The following is a 22,640-nucleotide window of genomic DNA, read 5'->3' on the forward strand; positions in this document are numbered from 1 at the left end:
CCCGCAATGCCAGCCATCCCCGCAATGCCAGCCATCCCCGCAATGCCGGCCACCCCCGCAGGACCGGCCACCCCTACAGCGCCGACCACCCCCGCAGGACCGGCCACCCCTACAGCGCCGACCACCGCCACGATGCCAGCCACCCCCACAGCGCCCGCCGTCTCGCTTGCGCGAGGGACCTCCTTGCCGGCTGCATCTCCGGCCAACTCGGACGCGCAACTTCCTGGCCTGGCATTTGTGCCGCTTTCAGCCCCGCTGACGGCGGCTTCGACGGTGGGGCGCCTTGAAGCCGGCGCGAGCCGGCACGGGTTGCGGGCGGCCCCGGGCACGCTGCCGCCGGTCGCGCCGGGGCGGGGGCCGGCGCCGGGTGACAACTCGGCCGGGGCCGGGCACGCCCGCGACTCCGGCGGGGGTTCCGCACCCCTGATCGGCATCATCCCGTCCCGTTGGTGGCCCGGCCTCGCCGCCGCCAGCACTGTTCTGCCCTTCGACGCGAGCACCTCCGGGCGTGTTGTCCGGTATTGCGGTCCTCCCAGCTGATCCGCGCGGTCCGGAATCGGGCCGCCGCCGACCCCGGCGACGGCCGGCCGGCTTCGGGAGGTTCGAGCTCATCCCGTACGGGATCCGAAGCTCCCCCGAACGTCGGCCTTTCCCACCGCGAAGCTCCTGGCTGGGAGGCCATCGTGATCCGCATTCTGCTCGTCGAACCCATGAATCTGCTGCGTGGCGCCCTCGCCGCCACCCTGTCCCAGGAAGAGGACTTCGCCGTCGTCGCCGAGCTGGGCTGTCTCGGGGAGGCGCTGACCATGGCCCGCGCCGTGCCGCCGGACGTCGCCGTCGTCAATGTCGGGCTGCTCGCCGGGGACGGTCTGAGCCTGTTCGCGCGGCTGACCGCGGAGCAGCCGGGCTGCGCCACGCTGGTGCTGGCCGGGCCGGAGGACCCGGGACGACTGCACCGCGTACTCGACGTTCCCGTCCGCGGTGTCATCGGCACCCAGGCCGCGCCGGGCGATCTGGTGCGCGCCATCCGGCAGCTGGACCGGGGCGAACGCGTGATCGACGCCGGCCTGGCCGTCGCCCTGGTGGCGGCGCCGCGCAGTCCGCTGTCGGCCCGGGAACTGGACGTGTTGAGCGTCGCCGCGTCCGGGGTGCCGTCCGTGGAGATCGCCGCCCGGTTGCACCTGACCGCCGGCACGGTCCGTAACTACATCTCGGTGATCCTGCGCAAGACCGGTGCCCGCAACCGGCTGGAAGCGGTCCGCGTAGCCGAGAGCGCGGGCTGGTTCCAGTGACTTATGTCAGCGACCGTTCCTCACTCCTCTCACCGTCAGCCGATGACAACGCTCACTGGGGCGGACCCCGGGCGACATCGATGCTTATCGGTGAAAGGTTTCCTATCTGCAGGAGGAACGATGACACATCGGCAACGACTCTCGATGATCGTCGTGACCGTGCTCGCGGCACTGGGGCTGGCCACCATCGGCGCGAACGCGGCCGGCGCCGCCCCGAGCACCCCGGCGGCCGCGCCACCCGCCACCACCGCCGTTCCCAGCACACCGATCACCGGCACCTTCACCGACGCGGCCGGGGGCACCGGCACCTTCGCCGGCAGTTTCACCCCGTCGAAGTTCGTGGCGCGCGGCGGCAGCCTCCTGGCCACCGGCACGCTGACCGGCACGCTCACCGACTCGACCGGTGGCGCCGTCGGCACGGTCAGCCAGACCGTCAGCGCACCCGCGGCCGTCGCCCAGGCGACGTGCCGGGTCCTCGACCTCACTCTCGGCCCGCTGCATCTGGACCTGCTCGGCCTGGTCGTGGACCTCAACCAGGTGCACCTGGTCATCAACGCGGTGCCCGGGCCGGGGAACCTGCTGGGCAACCTGCTCTGCGCGATCGTCGGCCTGCTCGACGGCAACCCCAGCGCCGGCACGCTGGCCGCGATCCTGAACTTCCTGCTGGCTCTGCTCGGCCAGCTCTGACCCGGTCGTGCGCGGCGGTCCGGCGGTCACCTGCTCAGGTGGCCGCCGGACCGGTCACGTCGGTCAGCGAGCCGACCGGGACGAGCGCCCGCGCCCGGCCGGCCAGCTCGGCGTCCACGGTGACCAGGGCGTCCGCCTGCAGCCGGGTGACCGCCAGGTATTCGGCCTCGCGCAGGGTGAACTGCTCGTGCTCCCGCGCGATCCGCCAAGCCGTGGCCCGGGACATCCGGTCGCCGAGCAGGCGGATCTTCACCTCGGTCAGGCGATCGTGGGTCCGGAGCGCTTCCCGATCCGTACGCTCGCCCCGGCGCACCGCCTCGAGCAGCAGTTGCATCGCGTCGGAGCGAATCGCGTTCGGCGCGACCAATTGGATGCCCGGTCCGGCGGGCAGGCCGTTGTCGACGAGGTGCAGCAGCGTGACGGCATCGATGACGTAACGACTCATGTCCGGCAGCCTAGGGCGCGCCGTGACGCCCACGGGGCGCGGCTGCGATAGCGTGAGCGCGGGCCATATGTCAGGAGAGCCACAATGACCGATTCCCCCGCCACGTCCGGGACCCCGGCCGACGAAACCGAGCCGGTCGACGAGACCGAGGCCGCGCCGGAGGAGGCTGAGGTCTTCACCAACCGAGCCGCCCGCCGCGCGAAAGGCAAGGGCGCGGCCAAGCCCGAGGTGTTCAGCAAGGGTCAGCGCCCGGTCGGCCGCGGATCCGTGCAGAGCCCCCGGCAGTACGGCAACCGACGCAGCGGCTGACTCTCACCCGGGTCAACAATTGTCCCGGCACAAACAAGGTGGCGCTCGGGGCCGGTTTATTGTTGCGCGATGGAGCTGTCCGAGTCCCACGCCGGTGGCGTGCACGGGTCCCGGGCGGGCGAGATGCTCGCGCAGGAGTTCGCGCGCGAGCAGGTGACCGCGCTGCGGCATGCCGTGGCGCGGCAGGCGCAGGCCGCCGGTCTGCGGGATGACGCCCTGGACGACTTCGTCACGGCGGTCCACGAGTTGGTGATCAATGCCGTGCGGCACGGCGGTGGCCGTGGGTTGTTGCGCCTGCGCCGGGACGACGACACGCTGATCTGCGACGTGATCGACCACGGCGGCGGGTTCGCCGACGGGGTTCCGTTGCCGGCCGGGCCCCCGGCGGCCAATGTGACCGGCGGTCGCGGCATCATGCTGGCCCGCCTGCTCACCGACACGCTGTTGATCAGCGACACCCCGGCCGGCGTCACCGCGACCGTGACCTTCTGCCTGACCGCGGCCGAGCCACCGGTCACCGTCGCCGACCGGGGTTCCAGCCGTCCCCAGACCGGATGAGAGACCGATGGCGACCGGCGCAGTCTGGCAGCATGAGGTCACCCGCGAGGGCGGCACCATCACCGTCGCCCTGACCGGCGAGCTCGACCTCAGCATGAGCGAGCGTCTGCGCACGCTGCTGACCTCCGAGGTCCGCCGGCCCGGCACCGCGACCGTGCGGGCCGATCTGACCGGGGTCGATTTCATCGACTCCTCGGTTGTCAACGCGTTCGTGATGGCCTACCACAGCGCCCAGGACAACGGCCGCCGCTTCGTGCTGACCGGCTCCCGCGGCCACGTCAGCCGGGTCCTCGCCGTCGCGGGCGTCCTGCCGACGTTGTCGCCACGCGACTGATCCGTAATCGCCGGCCCGGGTCGTGACGGGGAATGGCCGGTCACCTCACCGCGTATCGACCTCGACGCGGCCTTGGACATCTGACAGCGCAGCCACCGTGGCTTCAGGGTTCTGACGAGTACGCCGGACCCGAAAGCCCGGGCACGTCCCGAAACCGGATCCACGGGCTTCGGGTGATCGGCACGCGGCGACGAAGCGATCGCGGCTTCCTACGACGCTCGACCCTCTCCCGAAGTCGACAGCCACCGCTCGGCGGCGAAACAACGCAGCTTGGTGGGCTCCGCCGGAGCCCACCAAGCGACGCGTCACTGAACGACGACGTGGTCGGCGTAGGCGGTGCCGGTGGAAGCGGCCTTCGAATACAGCAGCACCGAGACCTGGGTGGTGCCGGCCGGCGCGGTGGCGGCCACCCGCAGCCACTGCCACGAGTTGGTGGGGCCGGTGAAGTCGACGGCCGTACTGGTGATCAGGGCGCCCGCCTCGTTGTAGTAGCGGAGATAGATCGAGGGCGTCCCGGACGCGACGAACACCCGGGCGACGGCGCTGTGGCGGACGCCGGCCGAGGCGGGCATCCGGGCGCTCTCCAGGCCGGTGGCCGTCGTGGTGCTGGTGTCCACGATCTTGGCCGAGGTGATGCCGGTCCAGGCCCGCTCGGTCGAGGCGGTGTTGCCGCCCGCGCCCCACTGCGTCCACCCGCCGAGGCCGTTCTCGAAGCCATGGTCGGGCACCACGAGGTCGGCCGTCCGGGTCACGGCGGCCTGGTCGAAGTAGGCCGTGCCGGTGCCCGCCTGGGCGTAGTACAGCAACGTGGACACCTGCGTGGTGCCGGCCGGGGCGGTCAGCGTGGCGCTGACCGGGGTCCAGGCGCCCGGGGTGCCGGTGAAGCCGGTCGCGGCACTGGTCAGCACGTCACCGGCGGCATTCCAGAAGCGTACGTAGACCGACGGCTTGCCGCTGACCACGTTCACCCGGGCCGAGGCGGTGTAGGAGACCCCGGCCACGGCGGCCTGCCGGGCGCTCTCCAACCCGTTGGCCACAGTCGTGCTGGTGTCCACGATCTTGGCTGCGCTCATTCCCTCGTACGCGCGATCGCCGGACACCGTGTTGCCGCCCGTCCCGAACTGGGTCCAGCCGGTCAGACCGCTCTCGAACCCGGCGTTGGTCAGCGGGATGCCGGGCGCCCGGGTCAGCTCGGTCTCATCGAAGTAGGAGGTGCCGGTCTGCGCCTGGGCCGAGTAGAGCAGGATGCTGACCTGCTCGGTGCCGGCCGGCGCGGTCCCGGTGACCTGCAGCCGCTTCCACTGGCCGGCGGCGCCGGAGAACGACGTGGTGGCCGCGGCGATCTGGGTGGCGCCCGCGTCGAGGAAGCGGATGTAGAGGTCGGGCGTGCCGCTGACGACATTGACCCAGGCCGAGGCGGTGTAGCGGATGCCCGGCGCGGCCGGCATGCGGGTGCTCTCCACACCGTCGTTGGCGGTCGTGCTGGTGTCCACGATCTTCACCGCGGTCGTCCCGGCGTGGACGCGCTCGGTCGACGTGGTGTTGCCGCCCGCACTGAACTGCGACCAGCCCGACAGCCCGCTCTCGAAGCCGGGGTTGGGCGGGCTGACCACACCCGGGTACGGGTCGGCGGTGTTCCGGGCGACCCAGTCGGCCAGGGTGTCCAGCCGGGTGCCGGTGCCACCGAGGCGGGTCTCGGTCTCGCCGAGACAGCCGCCCTGCCAGGACGCGGCGTTGATGGCCACCAGCTGGGCCGGGGTGTCCGCGCGGAACAGCGGCCCGCCCGCGTCACCCTTGCAGGTGGCGGCGGTGGAGCCGGCGGCCGGGGCGATGCCGATCGCGGCCGGGTCGACCGTGTCCACGGCGAAGTCGGCCGTGCTGAGCTGGGCCGGCACCCACGTGGTGGCGGTGCGGCCGTAGCCGGCGCTGCGCAGGGTCTCGCCGGCCGCGGGCGGTGCGGTCGCGATCGTGACCGGCGCGATGTCGGTCACGGCGGTGTCGAGCCGGGCCAGGACGACGGCGCCGCCGGGGTGCCGGACCAGGTCGGTGACCGCCCGCACCCGGCCGGTGGCGCCCGCGGTCAGGGTGCTCCGTCCGATGGTGACAGTCGTGGGCTGGTCCGGCTTGCTCGCGGCGCCGGGACCGAAACAGCCGGCGGTGGTGACGACCCAGGACGGCGCGACCAGCGAGCCGGTGCAGGCGTACGCGTCGCCCACGGCCACCTGAGCCACGAACGGGTAGGCGCCGGTCGCGGCCTCGGTCCCTCCGGCGATGCCGTAGGCCGGTCCGGCGAGCAGGCCGGTGGACGCCACCGTCAGCGCGAGCAGGCCCGCCCGGCGGCTTGAATACGTGCGTCTACGCACAACGTTCTCCCCCGTGTATGGAAACCACGCGACCGCTCGGCGGCCGGCGCGGCCGGCATCCATCGACGCGGGCCACACCTCAGGAAGGGTAGATGATCATAAATCTCCGGGAATGCCGGTCAGGGTGAACGCTGGGTGAACGGCCGGACGGAAGAAGGCGGTGATGTCGGCGGCCAGCAACTCCGGCTCCTCGCGTGGGGCGAAATGACCGCCGCGCGGCATCACGGTGTACCGGGTGAGGTGGTAGCGCCGCTCGACCCACCGGCGGGGCGGGCGGACGGCGAGGTCGGCCGGGAACGCGGCCACGGCGGTCGGCACCTCGACCCGTACGAGATCCGGAACCCGACCGTGGCTGCCCTCGTAGTAGGGGCGGAACGACGTCGAGATCGTGTTGGTGAACCAGTAGAGCGACGCCTGGGTGAGCAGGAAGTCGTCGCCGAACCGACCGGCCACGTCGCCGTCGCAGTCGCTCCAGGCCCGGTACTTCTCGAGCATCCAGGACAGCAGACCCGCCGGCGAGTCGCTCAGCCCCGGCGCCAGTGTCAGCGGGCGGGTGCTCTGCTGATGGGCGTACGCGCCCTCGGCCGCCGACCACGCGGACGAGTCGTCCAGATAGGACTGCTCCTCGGCGCTCAGGCCGGCATCACTGTCGCGGGGCGTCCGGTCGACGTCGAGCAGGTGGATGCCGACCACGGACTCGGGGTGGGCCTGGGCCAGCCGGCCGGTGATCCCGGCCCCCAGGTCGCCGCCGTGCGCGCCGTACCGCTCGAAGCCGAGGACGTCGTGCATCAGCCGATGCCACAGCTCGTGGACACCGGGCGCATCCAGGCTCGGGCGCTGAGCGGAGAACGTGAACCCGGGCAGCGACGGCACGATCACCGTGAAGGCGTCACCCGGGTCGCCGCCGAACCGTGCGGGATCCGACAGCCGCTCCGCGAGCTCGACCAGCTCGTAGAAGGTGCTCGGCCAGCCGTTGGTGAGCACGATCGGCAGAGCACCCTCGCTCTGGGCGTCGAAGCGCAAGTAGTGCAGCCGGATCCCGTCGATCTCGGCGAAGTGGGACGGCAGCGCGTTCAGCTCGGCCTCGTGCCGGCGCCAGTCGTAGCCGGACGCCCAGTACTCGACCAGCCGGCGCAGCTCGTCGCCGTCAGTGCCGGCCTGCCAGGCCGGGAGGGGCCACGGCCGGGCCCACCGGGTAGCGCGGAGGCGGGCCCGCAGGTCGTCGAGGTCAACGTCCGGCACGTGGAGAAGCTCCTGAGTAATCGACACCAGTGAACCGTAAATGCGGTGTCGGTCGTCGGTCAACACCGGCTAACAGATAAGCTGGTGTCGTGAACGCGGCGACCGGAGACCTCGACCTCGTCGAGCAGTTCCTCAACACCCTCGACGAACGGACGTTCCTGCGGCACGGCGACCAGCACGTGGCGGCCGACGAGCTCGCCTCGGTCGACGCTCTGTCGGCTTGGCTCGAAGCGCACGGCGGCACGCCGGACACCGGGCTGAGCCAGTCCGACCTGGATACCGCGCTGTCGCTGCGGGCCGCGCTGCGCGGCGCGCTGCTGGCCACCCCGCAGGCCGCGCCCGCGCTGGCCGGCTTTTCCCTGCACCTGACCCCGGACCCCGCCGGTCGGCTGCGCCTGACCGCGGCCAGCGGGGTGACCGGCCTCGACGTCATCCTCGAGACGGTGGCGGCCGCCGTCGCCGCGGGCCGCTGGCACCGGCTGAAACTGTGCGCCTCACCGGACTGCCGGTGGGCCTTCCACGACACCTCCCGCAGCGGCGGCGGGCGGTGGTGCTCGATGGAGGTCTGCGGCAACCGCCACAAGACCCGCGCCTACCGCCGCCGCCGCCAAGAGGACTGAGACGGTCTCAGCCGGCCGGACAGGGCGGCGCCACGAAGCCGCGGTGGGTGCCGTTCGTCCAGCGGCAGCCGAAGGCCTTGTCGGCGACCGCCCGCCGGTTGAGGATCGCGTCGCCGGCCGGGCGGTGGCCGGTGCCGATCCAGGTCGTCAGGTCGTCGAAGGCGCGGGTCAGCTCGTTCGCGGTGAAGTCGCAGTGGCCGACGCCGCGGATCGCCCGCGACACGAACAGATGCGATCGGCCGTTGCGGGCGGCGCGGGCCGCGTACTCCTGCTCCATCGAGATCGGCACGAAGAGGTCACCGATGTCGTGCAGCGAGAGCACCGGGACCGGCGGGCGGCCGTCGACGCGGGGAACGCCGGCCGTCCCGGGGTCGGCCACGGCCGTACGACGGACGCGCAGCACCTCCCGGTTCAGGCGCCACTCGGCGGTGGTCGGCCACAGCCGGTCGGTGCTGCGATAGACCGTCCGCCGGTTGTCGGCGACGTTGCCGGGGGCGATGCCGCCCGCGGTTCCGCCCTGCAGCCCCGGGTAGAGACCGAACAGGAACGGCAGGTCGGCCAGCGGCGGCAGTGAGGGCGCGGAGTTCCAGTAGGTGAGCGCGCTGTCGAAGCCCGGGCGGTCGCCTCCGCTGCGCCTTTCCACGACGGCCGACCAGGTGCGACCGGCCGGCGTCGAGGCGGACGGCAGACCGAGCGCGGGGACGATCCGGCCGACCTGCTCACGCCAGCGCTGCTGATAATCGGCGTCCGGGCGCAGCGGGAACTCGATGTCCACCCCGGTGAGCGCGGCCGCTGTGACGTTCGCGTCGAGGAAGTAGTCGTACAGGGCGGTGTCGCCGAGCACCCCGCAGTAGGGCATGGCCCCGGTGAAGGCGCGCGGATGCTCCTCGATCGCCACCGCGGTGACGTGCCCGCCCATCGACGCGCCGGACATGATCACCGACCGGGCCCGGGTCCCGGTGTCCCGCCGGAAGCGGTCGATCAGCGCGACCGAGTCACGGACCCCCTGCCCGACGTCGTAGCCGTTGGTGGCATAGCTGGAGGCCGCCCACGCGTAACCCCGGGCGAGGTAGTGCGCCCGCAGTCCGGGGTTGTCGACGTACACGGTCGTTCCGGTGCCGCGGTAACCGTGGGCGAAGACGACCAGGCCGCCGTTCCAGGTGCCGGGCACCTCGATCCGGTAGGCCGCCCCGGCGGCGATTCCGGTGTGGACCGTCGCTCCGGGGAGCGCGGTGAACGGCGTGCCGTCGAGGTCGCAGTCCGGGTCGGCGACCAGGTATCCGGGCTGGGTGGTGCTCGGCGCCGGCGCGGTGCAGGCCGGCGCGGCGGCCGCGGCGTTGACCGGGCCGGGTGCGGCGGCGAGTGGGACGAGCAGGCTGAGGGCTACGGCGGCACGACTCCAGAGCATGGTGTTACCTCCCGGTAACATCCCATGCCTGGGATCGACACATGTCAAGGGGTCAGATCAAACCGCGAGCCGGCCGCCCTCGGGCACCTCGGGGCCGGTGGTGGCCGGCGGGTTCTCCTCCGCCGGCGTCTCCTCGGCCGGCGGCGGGGTCGCCTCCGGCTCGGTCGGCTCGACGGTCGGCTCGGTGGGCGGCGGCGGGGCGTCCGGGGTCCGGGTCGGCGTCGGCTGGGGCTTCGCCGGCGGCGTGGTCACCGGGGGCTTGCTCGGCGGCGCCGACGGCTTGGTGGTCGGCGGCGGGGTGGCCGGCGCGGTCGTCGGAGTGGTCACCCGGGTGGTGCGGCGGTTCTTCTTCCGTACGGTGACCGGCTTCGTCGCCGCGACCTCGCGCACCGACGGGGTGGTCGGCGACGGGGCCGCCGTCGTGGGCCGCGGTGACGTGGTCGCCGGGTGGCCGCCATCCACGGCCGCCTCCGCCTCCTTGCCACCGGGGGTCACCGTGCCGTTGGCCAGCTGCACCCCGAAGATGCTGACCACCGCCGCGACGACCGCGGCCGAGGCCATCACCGTGGCGCGCCGGCGGGACCGTCGCGACGGCGTGACCGGTTCGGTCGCCGTCGAGCCCGAGCCCGAGCGGATCACCGTGAGCGGGCGCACCGGGCCGGTGACGCGCCGGAAGGCCTCGGACACGTCGATCGCCGAGGGACGCCCGCCGGGGTCCTCGGTCGTGCAGGCCTCGTAGAGACGGGCCACGTCGCGAGGAAGACCCAGGATGCGGGGCAGGCGCGGAGCGGGGCGGCCGTAGCGGGTGGCCAGGATCTCGCCCACGCTCCCGCCCGGCCAGGCCCGCGAGCCGCTGAGGCATTCGAACAGCAGCAGGCCGAGCGCGTAGACATCGGCCGAGGGATAGGCCGGCTCGCCGCGCAGCTGCTCGGGGGCCAGATGGGCCGGGCTCCCCCACAGGCCGCCGCCGGTGTCGATGCCGTTCTGCCCGGCCGCGGCGGCGATGCCGAAATCGAGGACCTTCACACCGTCCGCGGTGAGCATGATGTTGCGCGGGTTGACGTCGCGGTGGACCAGGCTCTGCGTGTGCGCGGCGGCCAGGGCGGCGGCGACGTCGGTGCAGATGCCGGCGGCCTCGCGCCACCGGAGGGCGCCGGTGCGGGCCAGCCGGTCGGCCAGCGTCTCGCCGTCGACGAACTCCATGACCAGATAGGGGGTGCGGGTGCGGCCGTCGACGACCTCGCCGTAGTCGTAGACCTGAGCGATGTTGGGATGATTGAGCCCGGCCGCGGTGCGCGCCTCGCGCAGCACGTCGGTCGCCGTCTCGTCGAAGATCTTGATCGCGACCGAGCGCTTCAAGGTGTTGTCGAATCCGTGATGCACGACCGAGCTGCCGCCCTGACCGAGCGCCTCACCCAATCCGTACCGCCCCGCGAGCAGTTGCACTGCGACCTCCCCATGGCCGACACGACGCTGGTGTCACCCGCGCCGCGGCAACTACCCACAGTGGCGGATCTGCCGTCGTGGTGACGGGTGATCAGCGCCGTGGCCCGTAGCATACCCGGGCGAGGCGAGGAGAAAACTGCGTCGGTCGCCACTTCTCCCGCCGTACGGATTCATGACTTTCGGTAGTCACCAACAAGCCGCCCGTGCTTTAGCATTGACCGTTGTGGATGTAGAAGCGGACTCCCGCCCGATCCTCGACGTCGGCTTCGACGACGTTGTCCAGCCGCCCAAACTCGCGCTCTTCGCCGTGCAGCACCTGCTGACTCTCTCGGCGATCTGGGTCTTCCCGGTTCTCATCGGCATCACCCTCGGTCTGGCCACCGGTGACGTCACTTCCATGATCCAGGCCTCCTTCCTGCTGTCCGGGGTCGTCACCGTGCTGCAGTCCAGCCGCATCGTCCGGTTACCGATCGTGCAGGGGCCGACCGCCGCCTTCTTCGCGGCCGTGCTAGCCGCCGGGGCGGCCTACGGCCTGGACGCCGCGTTCGGGTCGATGGTCGTCGCGGGTCTGATCTTCATGGCCCTGACCATCCCGATCGGCCGGTTCGGCGTGCTGATCCACGTCCTCCGCTTCGCCACCGACCCGCTGGTCTTCGGCACCATCTGCATCATCATCGGCGCGCAGCTGGCCACGCTCGGCCTGCCCGGCTGGTTCGGGGCCGAGGGCCAGCCCGGGTACGGCTGGGACCTGTTCTGGATCGGGCTGGTCACACTGCTCACCGTGGTGGTCTGCCTGCTGCTCGGCGGCTCGACGCTGGTCCGCCGCGCCGCCGTGCTGATCGGCATGCTGGCCGGCTCGGTGCTGGCCGCGGTCACCGGGCTGTGGAATGTCCCGGACATGTCGGGGGTGTCGTTCGTCGGGCCGCCTTCGTTGCTGCCCTTCGGTTTCGCCGTGGCCTGGCCGGCCGTCCTGCTGATGCTGCTGGCCTTCCTCGAGTCGAGCGCCGAGGCGGTCGGCATGTACACGCTGGTGTCCCGGTGGGGCGGGACCGAACTGAGCCGGGAGCGCATCAACCGCGGCCTGTTCACCGAATACGCCGGTTCGGTGGCCGGTGCCCTGTTCGGCGGGATCGGCACCGCCTCGTACCCGGAGAACGCCGGCATCGTGCGCGTGACCCGGGTCGGCAGCCGGTTCGTCACGATGGCCGCGGGCTTCCTGGCGATCGCCCTGGCGTTCCTGCCGGTGGTCAGCGCCTTCGTCGCCGGCCTGCCGGGCGCCGTGCTGGCCGCCGCCTCCACCGTGCTGTTCGGCATCATCGCGATGAGTGGCGTGCAGATGATGAGCACGGTCCGGTGGGACGAACTCAACCTCACCGTGGCCGGGACCGCCTTCATCCTCGCGCTCGGCGGGCAGTGGCTGCCGGAGGCGATGGTCACGACCATGCCGGACTGGGCCCGGGCCCTCGTCACCACCCCGATGATGTTCGGCGCGGTGCTGCTGATCGTCCTCAACGCCACCGTCAACTACGGCCTGCGCCCGCTGCTGGCCCGGCGATGATCACGCTGCGGCTCAACCATCAGCAGCACGCCTTCCTGCAGACCGTCGTCGACCGCGACGCGCACCTCGGGGACATCGGTGACCTCGTGCGGGCCGCCCTGCAGGACGCACCGGCCCACGCCCTGGCCGGGGTCGTCCGGCCGGAGAGTCCGGCCCCTCCCCGCCGTACGCCCGTGCGCGAGCACATCCTCGAGCCGGGCACCGGGAAGGCGTTCGAGGTGAGCGCGGGCCAGGTGGTCCGGATCGCGCAGATCGAGGGCCACCAGTGTGTCGATCTGAACGTCTTCTCGCTGAGCGACCGCCGCGAGCGGCTGCACGCCGGTCGCACCCGGGGCATGCAGGGTCCGCATCCCGGGCCCGGCGACGTGCTGTGGTCCAACGCCCCCTGGGAGCGCCCGATCATGGCGATCACCGGCGGCACGGCCTCGACCGACACCCAGTTCCCGTTCTGCAGCCGGCTGATCTACAGCGCCTTCTTCGGCCTGCACGACCGGACCAACTGCCAGGAGATCCAGAACGAGGCCCAGCGGGAGTACGGCCTGGACCCGTGGGACCTGCACGAGTCCCTGAACCTGTTCATGCACACCGCCACCGGCCCCGGCGGCGAGGCGGTCATCCGGCGCAACCAGGCCCGGCCGGGCGACCACCTCGAGCTCGTCGCCCTGCTCGATCTGCTGGTCGTGCCCAACGTGTGCGGCGACGACCTGTCCAACTGCAGCAACTTCGGCCTGCGCCCGGTCCGGGTCACGATCGAGGAGGGCCGCGGCGAGGACGCCCGGTCGGCCCGGGCGGCCCGGGACCGGGCCGTGGTCCTCGGCCTGCCGCGACCACGCGAGATCCCCGGCCCGCGGCCCCTGCGACGCGATCCGGGATATATGGCCGCCTTCCCGCATCTGCCGTTGCGCGCCGCCGACGTGCGGGTCGAGCTGGGCGAGGCCCTCGCCGGCCGCTTCCGGCGGGCCCGGGACACCACCCTCTACGGCGATGACGACGCGGCCGCCCTGCGCGACATCACCCTGTCCTGGGCGATCGAACGGCTGGGGGCCTTCGCCGGCAACGACTGAGCCGCCCCGGGCGACTGGCGTCCGGGGCGGCCTCGGGCCGATGGGGCTACTGCGGCGTCGGGACCCACAGGAGCTGGTCGTCGACGACGGTGGTCTCCCCCGACGTCAAGGTGATGACGTCGGCCGAGTCGTAGTCGGTCTTCTGGTGGGCGTACTGGCGGCCGCCGGGCGCGGTGAACCGCACCTTGTAGCGACCCGGCGCCAGCAGACCACTGAAGTCGTAGGTGCCGTCGGCCGAGGTGGCGGTGTCCGACTGGGCGATGGTGTCGACGTTGATGAAGCTGACGTTCACGCCCCCGGCCGGCGCCCCCGCGGCGTCGGTCAGGCGGCCCGAGATCCCGGCCAGGGCGATCGCCCGGTCGGAGATGCGGATGGTCTGCCCCGACCGTACGAAGAATTTCGTCGCCTGGGCCGGGTCGAAGGTGTGCGGCACGTACTGGCCCACCGGGCCGGCCGCGTAGTTGACGACGAAGGTCTGGTCGGGCTGGACGCGGATCCGGAAGGTACCGTCGGCCGCGGTGACGCCGCCGTGCCCGGAGGCGTTGTCGACGTTGGTGATGTTGACGGCCGCGCCGGCCGCCGGTTGCCCGTCCGGGCCGAAGAACCGGCCGGCGATGATCCCGGCCGCGGTCACCACACTGTTGGCGACCGTGGTGCGGTCGGCCCGCACCTGATAGGTCCTGGCCTCGTCCGGACCGGAGACACGGCCCGGGGCCCACTCGGCCCAGCCGCCCAGACCGATCCGGACTTTGTAGCGACCGGCCTCCAGGCCGGACACCGTGAACCGGCCCCGGGAGTCGGCCTGCAACTCCTGGACGGCGTCGCTGGACGGGTTGAGATAGACCGCGATGGCGGCGTCCGGGACGACCGCGCCCCGGGTGTCACGAACGACGCCGGAGATACTGCCGGTCGGATCGGCGGCGAGAGCCGGACCGGCGGCGGAGGTTGCCGCCACGATCCCGGCCAGAGCACCGGCCAGGACCGCCCGGCGACGAACTGGATTCGACTGCACTTCGGATTCCCCTTCCATCAGGTAGGTAGGGGAGACGCTAGGAGCGACCGCGCGCCGGTGATCGGAGGACGGCGGGGCTTGGCACGAAGTCAGGAGTGTCCACTGTGAGTGACGAGAGGGACGGCGCCCGGATGCACCGGGCGCCGTCCCTCAAGCCGGCCGAAGCCTAGGACTGGCGGCGCTTGGCCGCGCCGACCTCGTACGGGATCGGCTCCCAGGCGAGGTTCTTGCCGACCGTGTCGTCGCCCTCGATCTCCTCGGCGATCCGCCGGACCTGCAGGCCGGCGCTCTTCGCCTCGAGCAGGGTCTCGTCGTCGTAGCGCGACGCCCGGAAAGAGTTGACCATGTAGGTCCGGGTCTTCATGTACTCGACGTAGCGGTCGTGGTGGGCGTCGTCGAGCCCGAGCGCGGCGAAGACCGCGACCCGGTCGCCGTCGGCCTTGGCGACCCGCCACTTGGGGATCTTGGGGATGTCCTGGGGCTCGGGGTGGACCCACTTCGGGAACTTGTAGAGGACGCCGTTGCCGCTGTGCGTCGTGCGCATGCTCCACACGGCCAGGTCACCCGGCCGGGTCCGGACATAGACGTTCTTTCCGTACGCGTGATCGGCCGTATTGTGCGATTTCGCGCGCAGATTCAACCCGCCGGTGTGCGACCAGTGGTCCTGCAGGTAGATCCCGAACCGGAGAAGGGTGTAGCGGCCCTTCCAGTCCGGCCCGTTCCCGTCCTTGCGGTCCACGTTGTCCTTGTGGAAGCCCCGCTGGTTGGAATTGATCGTGAACGAGCTGTCACCCGAGTACCAGATGTCGTCGCTGCCCAGGATCTGGCGGGCGACCGCCACAAAGCGGCCGTCGACCAGAACGCTGCGCATCTTGGGGTTGGAGAGCAGGTCACCGGGGCCGCGGCCGCGCGAGGCCATCGCCGCCTCCCGGAGACTCTTGATCTCGTCACGCGAGTAAGCATTGCGGATAATGGTGTAGCCGTTCTCCCAGAACGCGTTCACGTCGACGGCGAGCTCTTTGGCCATTGATTCCTCATCCGATTCATCGTCGTGTTCCCACCGAGTCAACGAAGCCGGAATCGGCTCCCCCGTTGCTCGCACTGAAGCTTCTGGCGCCGTCGTCGCGGGCACAACGGGGGGATCGGGGAATTCTCGGCATTCCCGGGCCGTGAAACCGCGGTGAAGCCGAAGTGAAGCCGGAACGCCGGCCGGGTCAGCGGGCGGGGTCGAGCAGTGCCCGGTGCCGCCCGTAGAGCCCGGCCAGCAGGCTCACCCGGTACTGGTCGTGGTTGAGCTGTTCGAGCAGGTGCACGCCGACCAGATGGTCCAGGTGCTGGCGGACGACGGGGACGTCCAGCATGGCCACCTCGGCCGCCCACCCCGTCGTGAAAGCCTTCCTGGTGTGCACGGCCAGCCGTCGCATCAGCTCGGCCGTGGCGGGATCGAGACGCCGGTACGACCAGGACAACGAGCGTGGCAGGTCCCCCGAGGCGCCGTCCCCGGCGTCGAGGGCGGCCAGCCGCTCGGCCTCGTCGAGCAGCGCGGCGATCCACGAGGCGGGTGACACGTGCGGCATCCGGGCCATCCGCTCGGCCAGGATGCGCAGGGCGAGCGGCGTACGGTCGCACAGCTCGGCCAGCCGGGCCGCCTCCTCGGTGCGCGGGTTGAGCCCGAGCAGGGACGCCGCCTCGGCCGGCTCCAGCCGGGGCACGGTCAGCCGGATCGCGCCGTCGAGCACGACCAGGCCGCGCAGCTGATTGCGGCTGGTCACGATCGCGGTGGCGGCCGCGCCGGGCAGCAACGGGCGCACCTGATCGGCGTCGAGCGCGTTGTCCAGCAGCACGGCCATCCGGCGGGTCGCGGTGAGCGTGCGGAACAGCTGCGATCGCGCCGCCACCCCGCCCGGCAGGTCGGCGGCGGCGACACCCAGGTCGCCGAGCAGCACGGCCAGGGCCTCGGACGCCTCCAGCGGTGGCTCGTCGGCGTACCCGTGCAGGTCGACATGGAGCAGGCCGTCGGGATAGTCGGCGGCGTTGTCGTGGAGCCACCGGACCGCCAGGGCCGACTTGCCGATGCCGGCCGGGCCGTCCAGCACGACCACGGCGGCCGCCTCGTCCCGATGCCAGTCGAGCGTGGCGAACTCCTCGGCGCGCCCGACGAAGTGCGGCGTCGCCGGCGGCAGCGTCCGCGGCACCGCGGCCGGGGTGGACGCGGCCTGGATCGGGGCGGTGGCCTCGGCGAGCAGGGGGTGCAGGCCGGTGCCCCGCAGGATCTGCTGATGGACCTCGCGCAGCTCGGTGCCGGGCTCGACACCCAGCTCGTCGATGAACCGGTGGGACAGGGACTGATAGGCGCTGAGTGCCTCGGCCTGCCGCCCCTGCCGGAAGAGCGCGGCCATGAGCTGCACCCAGAACCGCTCGCGGAACGGGTGCTCGACGGTCAGCCGGCGCAGCTCGGGAACGATGCCGTCGGTGCGGTGCAGGAGCAGGTCCACCTCGATGCGCCGCTCCAAGGCGAGCAGCCGGCGCTCGTTGAGCGACGGCAGGTCCATCTCGTGCAGCCACGGCGACGCGACATCGGCGCAGGCCGGCCCGCGCCACAGACCGAGCGCCGCGCGCAGCAGGCGAGCCTGATCGTCCAGACCGGGAGCCGTCGCGGCCTCGTCGACCAGCCGGTCGAACACGTGCACATCGAGGTCACCCGGCTCGACCAGCACGGAGTAGCCGGCCGGTCCGGTGACCACTGAGCCCGGCCAGGGCAGCTCGTGGCGCAGCCGTACGATGTTGGTCTGCACCACGCGGCGCAGGGAGTGCGGAGCGTCGCCGGGCCACATCCGCTGAGCCAGCTGGGCCACTGACAGCTGCTGGTTGGCGTGCAACAGCAAGGCGGCCAGCATGGTGCGCACCTTGCCACCGGTCACCGGCCGGGTCTGCCCCTCGTATTCCACGAGCAGCGGACCGAGGATCTGATACCGCACCCATACCTCCCCCGTGAAACGCCACCCCGGCGGCCATCCGGGCCCGGGACGGGCGCGAACGGGGCGAAAACGCCGCGAAGACACGGCCGATCGTTTCGACGAACCTGAAACTTGAGCAGACCGTAGACACCTCGACCCCGCCCCGCTACCCCGTCCTGGCCCGCCGAGCGGGCCGGTCGACCGGCGCCGGGCGGCCCGGTCACGGATCGCGCGCATTGCCGCATCCCTTTCCGGCGGCGGGGAAACGACTCTTCGACAGCAGGCGAAAAGCGCCGGACCGTGGTTCCCGGGCGATTCCTCGAATCCGACATCAGCGTGATGTCGGTCAATGCATTCCTCGCACCATCTGTTTCGTCCGGCGTCCCGGCCCGACCTCCGGGCGGGATGGGCGCGGTCTTCGACCACGTCGGCGGGGACCGCCTGAAGCAGTCGTGGCAGCTGCTGAACAAGCACGGGACGCCCGGGCGGGGCGGTCCAGGCCTGCCAGACCGGGGCCAGGCGGGCCGCCTCGGCCGGATCCCAGACCGTCATGCCGGTGACGATGCCGTGCAGGGGGCACCAGCTCGATCTCGGCCTCCACGACGACGCCGAACCCGCCGCCGCCCCGCGTAGCGCCCAGAACAGATCCGGGCGGTCGGTGGCACTCGGGTCGACCGTCGCCGCGAGCTGGAAGGAGGCCGTCGCCTCGGCGTACGCGGGGGTTCCGGGCGGATCGAACGGGGAGATGCCGGTGCTGGTCAGGGGAGCTCAAGTTCGGAGGGGTTGTGGGCGGGCTTCGTCAGGCGACGATCACGGTCTTGCCGTGCAGCGCGCCCGCGGCGGCCTGGGCGTGGACCGCGGGCAGCTCGGCCAGCGGCACCCGCTGGGCGACGTCGACCCGCAGTTCACCGGAATCGACCAGGGCCACCAGGCGGGCCAACTGGCCGGCGTCGCTGCGGACGAAGAGGTCGATGCCGCGTACGCCGCGCTGCTCGTCGGACGGCGCGGGCATCCACACCGTCGTGTTGACCAGGACGCCGCCCGCCCGGACCAGGGTGAGCAGCGAGGCCAGCTGGGCCGGCTCGATCGGGGCCAGGTTGAGCACCACGTCGACCGAGGTCGTCGCGGCGGGCACCGCGGTGGCGGTGTGATCGATGACCTCGTCGGCGCCCGCGCTCTTGACCCGGTCACTGCTGCTCGGGCCGGTCACCGCGATCACGTAGGCGCCGGCGTTCTTGGCCAGCTGCACGGCATAGCCGCCCACTCCCCCGCCGGCGCCGTTGATCAGCACGCGCCGGCCGGCCGTCAGCCCGGCGTGGTCGAAGAGCGCCTGCCACGCGGTGAGGCCGACCACCGGAAGGGCGGCCGCGTCGACCAGCGGGATGGTCGTCGGAGCGGGAGCCAGGATGCCGGCCGGCGCGAGAACGTACTCGGCGGCCGCGCCCGGCTCGGCCATCGGCAGGAAGCCGACCACCCGGTCACCGACCGCGACGTTGTCGACGTCCGCACCCAGCGCCTCGACGGTGCCGGCGACGTCGATGCCCGGGGTGTGCGGCAGCTTCACCGGGATCGGCCCCTGCATGAAGCCCTCGCGGATGGTGCCGTCGACGCCGTTGAACGACGTCGCGGCGACCCGGACCAGGACCTGGCCGGCCCCGGGGACGGGCTGCTCGACGTCCTCGTACGTCAGGACACCCGGGTCGCCGTACTCGTGGAAACGCATTGCCTTCATCGGAGTTCCTCTTCTCTTGTTTATGCTTTGAGTTCGAAGCACTCACTCACCATACATCGCTTCGAGTTCGAAGCAACATCTCTGCGCTGTGAGCTGGACCGCGGCTGGCAGCTGCAGCGTCTCGTAGCTCACGGAGACTGGCTGGGCGCCGAAGACCGGTCGACGATGCGCAATTTGGTCGGGCTGATGTGGTCCGCCCGGAGGACCCGCTGCGGTGCCGGATGCCTGGCCGGCCCGAACAGGTGGTCACGCTCGCTCAGGCTCAAGTGCATCGCCCGGGCCGGCGCGGCGATCTCCACCGGTCAAGCGTGGGGTGAACCGGAAGCCGGGTGAAGGCCGAACTTGTCCCGGGACAGGTTGTCCGGGTCCGGAGTCAGTCCTCCGCCGCCTCGCCGGAGGTCTCGACGCGGGCGATGAGCTGCTTGAGCCGGCCGATCTCGTTGGTCAGCGCGGTGGTGCCGGCCGGGGTGAGAGTGATCCAGGTGCGGCCACGCTTACCCTCGTACCCCTTCTCCACCTCGATCAGGCCGGCCTCCTCGAGCACGCTCAGATGCTTGGAGAGGTTGCCGGCGGTCAGCTCCAGCTGGGTCCGCAGATAGCCGAACTCGACGCGGCGCGCCTCGTGCGTGATGGTGAGGATTCCCAGCCGTACGCGTTGGTGCACCACCTCGTCGAGCCCGGTGACCGGATGCGCGGCACCGGTGCCCTCGGCGCCGGCCACGGCGGTCACGGGCGTCGCCGGCGGGCCGCCCGGAAGCCGAGCGCACCCAGCAGCAGCACGACGCCGGCGATGACCTGCGGCACCGCCATCCCGGCCCGGATCCCGAAGTGCGGCGGCCCGAAACCGAAGTTCATCGGCAGCACCAGCAGCACGAGGGCCAGGTAGGCAAGCGTGAACAAGAGCAGTGCGACATTGCGCTCCAACCAGGCCAGCACCAGCAAGGTGACTCCGATCATGCCCCACGGCATCACCAGGCGGTCGAGCACGAAATACCAGTACGGCAGCGGACCCTCGGGGATCGGGTGGTTCGCGAAATACACGGTCACCGCCACCCACGCGGCGGGGAAGACGACGGTCGAGGCGGCACCGGTGATCACGTACGGCATCACCCGGGTTCCCACCCCGCGCGCCCGCGCGGCCCGCACGTAGCAGACGGCAATGGCCGCGTAGGCCGCCACCATCGCCCACGGCCAGTAATAGAGCATGCCGCGGCGGGCTAACTGGCAGCCGCCGTCGGGCAGGCAGTTGACCCACAGGCCGAACCAGTCGAACGGGATCGCGGCGAACGTCGCCACGGCCAGCACCAGCAGGGCGGCCCACGTCATCCGCTGGTCGAGACGGACCCGGCGGGTGAGGGCGCGCAGGTCGGCCAGCACCCGGCGCGGATCGTCGGCGGCGGGCACCGATTCAGCGGTCATGCCACTAGGTTTCCACAACAAACCAATTGGCGCTAGTGCAAACGCTGATGCAACCGGCTCACCGCATCACCCGCGGCAGCCCGCGTCATCGGCAGCAACGGGCTCGACCCCATCATCACCAGATCCTCGCGCCACGAGGTCGCCCCGTCGAGGAAGCGCAGCACCCGCTCGGGCGGATTGCGGTCGAACAACCGGTCGAAGAAGGCCACCCCGTCGACCAGCCCCCGGTCGAGAGCCCGCAACTGCACCGCGTCCATCCACCGGTGACGGGCCGGGTACGGCGGCTCCGGCAGCGGAGGCCGGCCCGCCCCGACCTCCCGGGCGATCTGCTCGGCCTGCCGCACCATCGCGGAGAAGGTGAACCCGGTCGACGGCCGGGTGGCGCCCCCCGCCGTGCCGAGCCGCACCACCCGCGGCGACGGCCGGGCGTCGAACACGCCGTCGGTCATCGGGATGACGCCGTCCTCGACCTCACGCACCCGCAGTGTCGTCAGGTCGAGACCGAGCAGCGCGGCGTAATCCCGCAGCGCGGCGTCATAGGCCTCGCCGGTCAGCACGGACGGGGAGAACTCGGTGTACTCGACCAGCGCGAACCGGTCGCTGACGGGCAGGACGTAGCCGAACGAGACGCCCTGAGCGGGTTGCGGCGTCCGGAAATCCATCAGGACGGCCCGGTCCGGGTCGAACACCGGCCGGTCGGCCTCCAGCCACCAGCCGCGGAAGTGCTGCAACCAGTTCGTCCGCCCCGGCCGCCGCGGTGGCCGGGGCCGGGAGTCGAGCACCCAGGCCGCCCGGACGAGCGGAACACCGTCGGTCCCGGCGACGACGACGCGGTGGCCGTCATCGCGCAGATCCCCGGCCGGCGCGGTGATCCGGAGCGCGCCGAGATGCTCCTCGGCCCGCCCGGCCAGCTCGTAGAGCGGTGCCGAGCGAAGCATGGCGTACCGCAACGGTGCCAGCGGCAGCACCCGGCGGCCGGCGGCGGTGATCACATCGACCGCGTCCCAGCCGGCACTGAGCAACGGATCGAGCACACTGCCCGGCGTGCCCCAGAACGCCCACGTGCGGTCCTGCCCGCGCTTGCGCACGGGGTCGATGATCGCCACCCGTACGCCCGGCAGCGGCCGGCGACCGAGAGCGGCCAGCACCAGAGACGCGGCGCCGCCTCCCCCCACCAACGCCAGGTCGACGTCCACCACAGAACTCACCCGGCCAGCCTCCCACGCCCACCCCTGCTCGGGCTCACCGAGCCCGGCGGTGCAGCCAGATCAGACCCGCTGTCACCAGCAGCGCGCCGACGCTCAGGTCGTAGCGGCCGCCGAGCCCGACCAGCACGTCGAGAGTCAGGAAGAAGCCGAGGATCCCGGTGACCACCCAGAGCCCGTCCCGGCCGCGCGCACCGGTCGTGGCGAGGCGCCGGACGATCAGCACACCGGTCACCAGCGGGAGCAGGGTCAGGGCGAGACCGGCCGGCCACGCCAGCCCGGTCGACGGGACCGCGTAGACCAGGACGAAGTGCGAACCGGTGCACACGAAGGCCACGACGCCGAGCACCCGCGGCCGGGGGCGACGCGCCGGCGCCCGGGTGACGCGGGACGGCCTGCGACCGTGGAGCCACGCGGCCGCCACCAGCAGCACGGCGATGCCGATGGCCGCGAGCGTGGGGCCGACCGGCGGCCGCACGAACTCCTCGTAGGTGACGAACAGCGCGCCGAGCATCGCGACGGCGGGCACGATCAGAGCCCACGGCCGGACCCAGGCTCGATCACGATCGCCGGGGAAGAGCCACTCGACGATCAGGACGGTGGCGCCGACGCTCACCGCGGCGTGGAAGGCGGTGAGGTGCGTGGCCAGCAACAGGCTGGTCTCGCCGGCCCGGGCGTAGTCGCCGACACCGGTGTCGCTGGCGTAGGCGGGGTCGAACCAGAAACGATCGACCAGGGCTTCCTCGTAGATGCCGTACGCGGCACCGAGCAACAGCAACCCGGTCAGTCCGGAGCCCCACCGGTGGGCCGCCTCGCGGCACAGCAGGGCGCCGCTTCCGTAGAGCGCGGTGAACAGGGCGAAGTTCCACGGCAGCAGCAGGTCGAGCGGAGGCGTGGCCGTCGACAGCATCTCGCCCAGGACCGGCGCCACGACCAGCACCGCGAGTACGGGACGCCAGGTCATGCCTCACCCGACCACGCGGCCACCG

General features: G+C 72.0%; 23 protein-coding genes. 9 read left to right on the forward strand and 14 right to left on the reverse strand.

Translation table 11 applies throughout. The features are described from left to right. Nucleotides 1–273: 273 nt before the first annotated feature. From NAG42_RS35605 to NAG42_RS35615, 3 genes are all read left to right on the forward strand, one after another. The gene (locus NAG42_RS35605) at nt 274–540 is read left to right on the forward strand and encodes a hypothetical protein (protein ID WP_250036455.1); all 267 of its coding nucleotides are present in this window, start codon (nt 274–276) and stop codon (nt 538–540) included. 143 nt (nt 541–683) lie between these two features. Next, nucleotides 684–1,292, forward strand: a complete 609-nt coding sequence (locus tag NAG42_RS35610) for a LuxR C-terminal-related transcriptional regulator (protein ID WP_250036457.1) — start codon at nt 684–686, stop codon at nt 1,290–1,292. 144 nt (nt 1,293–1,436) lie between these two features. Then, on the forward strand, nt 1,437–1,979 hold the full coding sequence (locus NAG42_RS35615; RefSeq protein WP_250036459.1) for a hypothetical protein: 543 nt from the start codon (nt 1,437–1,439) through the stop codon (nt 1,977–1,979). A 34-nt stretch (nt 1,980–2,013) separates the two neighbouring features. Here NAG42_RS35615 and NAG42_RS35620 read toward each other — a convergent pair whose 3' ends face one another. Next, entirely contained in the window at nt 2,014–2,424 is a 411-nt protein-coding gene (locus NAG42_RS35620) for a PIN domain-containing protein (RefSeq protein WP_250036460.1), read from the reverse strand. 84 nt (nt 2,425–2,508) lie between these two features. Here NAG42_RS35620 and NAG42_RS35625 point away from each other — a divergent pair, with 84 nt between their 5' ends. The 3 genes from NAG42_RS35625 (at nt 2,509) to NAG42_RS35635 (ending at nt 3,625) form a co-directional block, all read left to right on the forward strand. Then, nucleotides 2,509–2,733, forward strand: coding sequence for a hypothetical protein (locus NAG42_RS35625; RefSeq protein WP_250036461.1), 225 nt, complete (start codon nt 2,509–2,511; stop codon nt 2,731–2,733). A gap of 69 nt (nt 2,734–2,802) precedes the next feature. Beyond that, nucleotides 2,803–3,291: an ATP-binding protein gene (locus tag NAG42_RS35630; RefSeq protein WP_250036462.1), complete on the forward strand. Its 489-nt coding sequence runs from the start codon at nt 2,803–2,805 to the stop codon at nt 3,289–3,291. Between the two features lie 7 nt (nt 3,292–3,298). Then, complete coding sequence (locus NAG42_RS35635; protein WP_250036464.1) at nt 3,299–3,625, forward strand: STAS domain-containing protein; 327 nt, start codon at nt 3,299–3,301, stop codon at nt 3,623–3,625. Nucleotides 3,626–3,930: 305 nt separating this feature from the next. Here the strand turns inward: NAG42_RS35635 and NAG42_RS35640 are convergent, their stop codons facing one another. Next, on the reverse strand, nt 3,931–5,988 hold the full coding sequence (locus NAG42_RS35640) for a carbohydrate binding domain-containing protein (RefSeq protein ID WP_250036465.1): 2,058 nt from the start codon (nt 5,986–5,988) through the stop codon (nt 3,931–3,933). A 96-nt stretch (nt 5,989–6,084) separates the two neighbouring features. Further along, nucleotides 6,085–7,257, reverse strand: coding sequence for an epoxide hydrolase family protein (locus NAG42_RS35645; protein ID WP_250036467.1), 1,173 nt, complete (start codon nt 7,255–7,257; stop codon nt 6,085–6,087). 62 nt (nt 7,258–7,319) lie between these two features. On the opposite strand from NAG42_RS35645, the gene NAG42_RS45195 reads away from it, so the two are divergent. Beyond that, nucleotides 7,320–7,850, forward strand: coding sequence for a CGNR zinc finger domain-containing protein (locus NAG42_RS45195; RefSeq protein WP_250036468.1), 531 nt, complete (start codon nt 7,320–7,322; stop codon nt 7,848–7,850). Between the two features lie 7 nt (nt 7,851–7,857). Here NAG42_RS45195 and NAG42_RS35655 read toward each other — a convergent pair whose 3' ends face one another. Together NAG42_RS35655 and NAG42_RS35660 are read right to left on the reverse strand one after the other, a co-directional pair. Further along, the gene (locus tag NAG42_RS35655; protein ID WP_250036470.1) at nt 7,858–9,258 is read right to left on the reverse strand and encodes an alpha/beta hydrolase family protein; all 1,401 of its coding nucleotides are present in this window, start codon (nt 9,256–9,258) and stop codon (nt 7,858–7,860) included. Between the two features lie 57 nt (nt 9,259–9,315). Beyond that, nucleotides 9,316–10,704, reverse strand: coding sequence for a serine/threonine-protein kinase (locus NAG42_RS35660; protein WP_250036471.1), 1,389 nt, complete (start codon nt 10,702–10,704; stop codon nt 9,316–9,318). A 223-nt stretch (nt 10,705–10,927) separates the two neighbouring features. Here NAG42_RS35660 and NAG42_RS35665 point away from each other — a divergent pair, with 223 nt between their 5' ends. Both NAG42_RS35665 and NAG42_RS35670 read left to right on the forward strand, forming a co-directional pair. Then, on the forward strand, nt 10,928–12,262 hold the full coding sequence (locus NAG42_RS35665; protein WP_250036473.1) for a uracil-xanthine permease family protein: 1,335 nt from the start codon (nt 10,928–10,930) through the stop codon (nt 12,260–12,262). Continuing rightward, nucleotides 12,259–13,326, forward strand: coding sequence for a DUF1989 domain-containing protein (locus NAG42_RS35670; protein ID WP_250036474.1), 1,068 nt, complete (start codon nt 12,259–12,261; stop codon nt 13,324–13,326). The genes NAG42_RS35665 and NAG42_RS35670 overlap by 4 nt, the downstream gene beginning before the upstream one ends. A gap of 46 nt (nt 13,327–13,372) precedes the next feature. On the opposite strand, the gene NAG42_RS35675 is transcribed toward NAG42_RS35670, so the two are convergent. The 9 genes from NAG42_RS35675 to NAG42_RS35715 form a co-directional block, all read right to left on the reverse strand. Beyond that, nucleotides 13,373–14,338 carry a carboxypeptidase regulatory-like domain-containing protein gene (locus NAG42_RS35675; protein ID WP_250036476.1) on the reverse strand — a complete coding sequence of 322 codons (966 nt, stop codon included), beginning with the start codon at nt 14,336–14,338 and terminating at the stop codon, nt 13,373–13,375. Between the two features lie 166 nt (nt 14,339–14,504). Next, complete coding sequence (locus NAG42_RS35680) at nt 14,505–15,365, reverse strand: phytanoyl-CoA dioxygenase family protein (protein WP_250036478.1); 861 nt, start codon at nt 15,363–15,365, stop codon at nt 14,505–14,507. Nucleotides 15,366–15,552: 187 nt separating this feature from the next. After that, nucleotides 15,553–17,316 (reverse strand): AfsR/SARP family transcriptional regulator, encoded by a 1,764-nt coding sequence (locus NAG42_RS35685; protein ID WP_250036479.1) that lies wholly within the window; start codon nt 17,314–17,316, stop codon nt 15,553–15,555. Between the two features lie 778 nt (nt 17,317–18,094). After that, a complete protein-coding gene (locus NAG42_RS35690; RefSeq protein ID WP_250036481.1) occupies nt 18,095–19,027 on the reverse strand; it encodes an NADP-dependent oxidoreductase in 933 nt (310 codons plus the stop codon). A 128-nt stretch (nt 19,028–19,155) separates the two neighbouring features. Then, the gene (locus NAG42_RS35695) at nt 19,156–19,326 is read right to left on the reverse strand and encodes a hypothetical protein (protein WP_250036482.1); all 171 of its coding nucleotides are present in this window, start codon (nt 19,324–19,326) and stop codon (nt 19,156–19,158) included. 74 nt (nt 19,327–19,400) lie between these two features. Beyond that, the gene (locus NAG42_RS35700) at nt 19,401–19,757 is read right to left on the reverse strand and encodes a transcriptional regulator (RefSeq protein WP_250036484.1); all 357 of its coding nucleotides are present in this window, start codon (nt 19,755–19,757) and stop codon (nt 19,401–19,403) included. Further along, complete coding sequence (locus tag NAG42_RS35705; protein WP_250036486.1) at nt 19,754–20,446, reverse strand: hypothetical protein; 693 nt, start codon at nt 20,444–20,446, stop codon at nt 19,754–19,756. The genes NAG42_RS35700 and NAG42_RS35705 overlap by 4 nt, the downstream gene beginning before the upstream one ends. 32 nt (nt 20,447–20,478) lie before the next feature. Next, a complete protein-coding gene (locus NAG42_RS35710) occupies nt 20,479–21,654 on the reverse strand; it encodes a lycopene cyclase family protein (RefSeq protein ID WP_250036488.1) in 1,176 nt (391 codons plus the stop codon). Between the two features lie 34 nt (nt 21,655–21,688). Beyond that, entirely contained in the window at nt 21,689–22,615 is a 927-nt protein-coding gene (locus NAG42_RS35715) for a hypothetical protein (protein WP_250036490.1), read from the reverse strand. Nucleotides 22,616–22,640: the final 25 nt, after the last annotated feature.

Origin of the sequence: Paractinoplanes maris (assembly GCF_023544465.1) — a bacterium.
Lineage (GTDB): Bacteria > Actinomycetota > Actinomycetes > Mycobacteriales > Micromonosporaceae > Actinoplanes > Actinoplanes maris.

Bases quoted from the DNA above. Each gene is read 5' to 3' on its own strand.
- NAG42_RS35635 (WP_250036464.1), top strand. From the start codon at position 3,299: ATGGCGACCGGCGCAGTCTGGCAGCATGAGGTCACCCGCGAGGGCGGC.
- NAG42_RS35615 (WP_250036459.1), top strand. From the start codon at position 1,437: ATGATCGTCGTGACCGTGCTCGCGGCACTGGGGCTGGCCACCATCGGC.
- NAG42_RS35690 (WP_250036481.1), bottom strand. From the start codon at position 19,027: ATGAAGGCAATGCGTTTCCACGAGTACGGCGACCCGGGTGTCCTGACG.
- NAG42_RS35620 (WP_250036460.1), bottom strand. From the start codon at position 2,424: ATGAGTCGTTACGTCATCGATGCCGTCACGCTGCTGCACCTCGTCGAC.
- NAG42_RS35705 (WP_250036486.1), bottom strand. From the start codon at position 20,446: ATGACCGCTGAATCGGTGCCCGCCGCCGACGATCCGCGCCGGGTGCTG.
- NAG42_RS35680 (WP_250036478.1), bottom strand. From the start codon at position 15,365: ATGGCCAAAGAGCTCGCCGTCGACGTGAACGCGTTCTGGGAGAACGGC.
- NAG42_RS35670 (WP_250036474.1), top strand. From the start codon at position 12,259: ATGATCACGCTGCGGCTCAACCATCAGCAGCACGCCTTCCTGCAGACC.
- NAG42_RS35715 (WP_250036490.1), bottom strand. From the start codon at position 22,615: ATGACCTGGCGTCCCGTACTCGCGGTGCTGGTCGTGGCGCCGGTCCTG.
- NAG42_RS35625 (WP_250036461.1), top strand. From the start codon at position 2,509: ATGACCGATTCCCCCGCCACGTCCGGGACCCCGGCCGACGAAACCGAG.
- NAG42_RS35655 (WP_250036470.1), bottom strand. From the start codon at position 9,258: ATGCTCTGGAGTCGTGCCGCCGTAGCCCTCAGCCTGCTCGTCCCACTC.
- NAG42_RS35630 (WP_250036462.1), top strand. From the start codon at position 2,803: ATGGAGCTGTCCGAGTCCCACGCCGGTGGCGTGCACGGGTCCCGGGCG.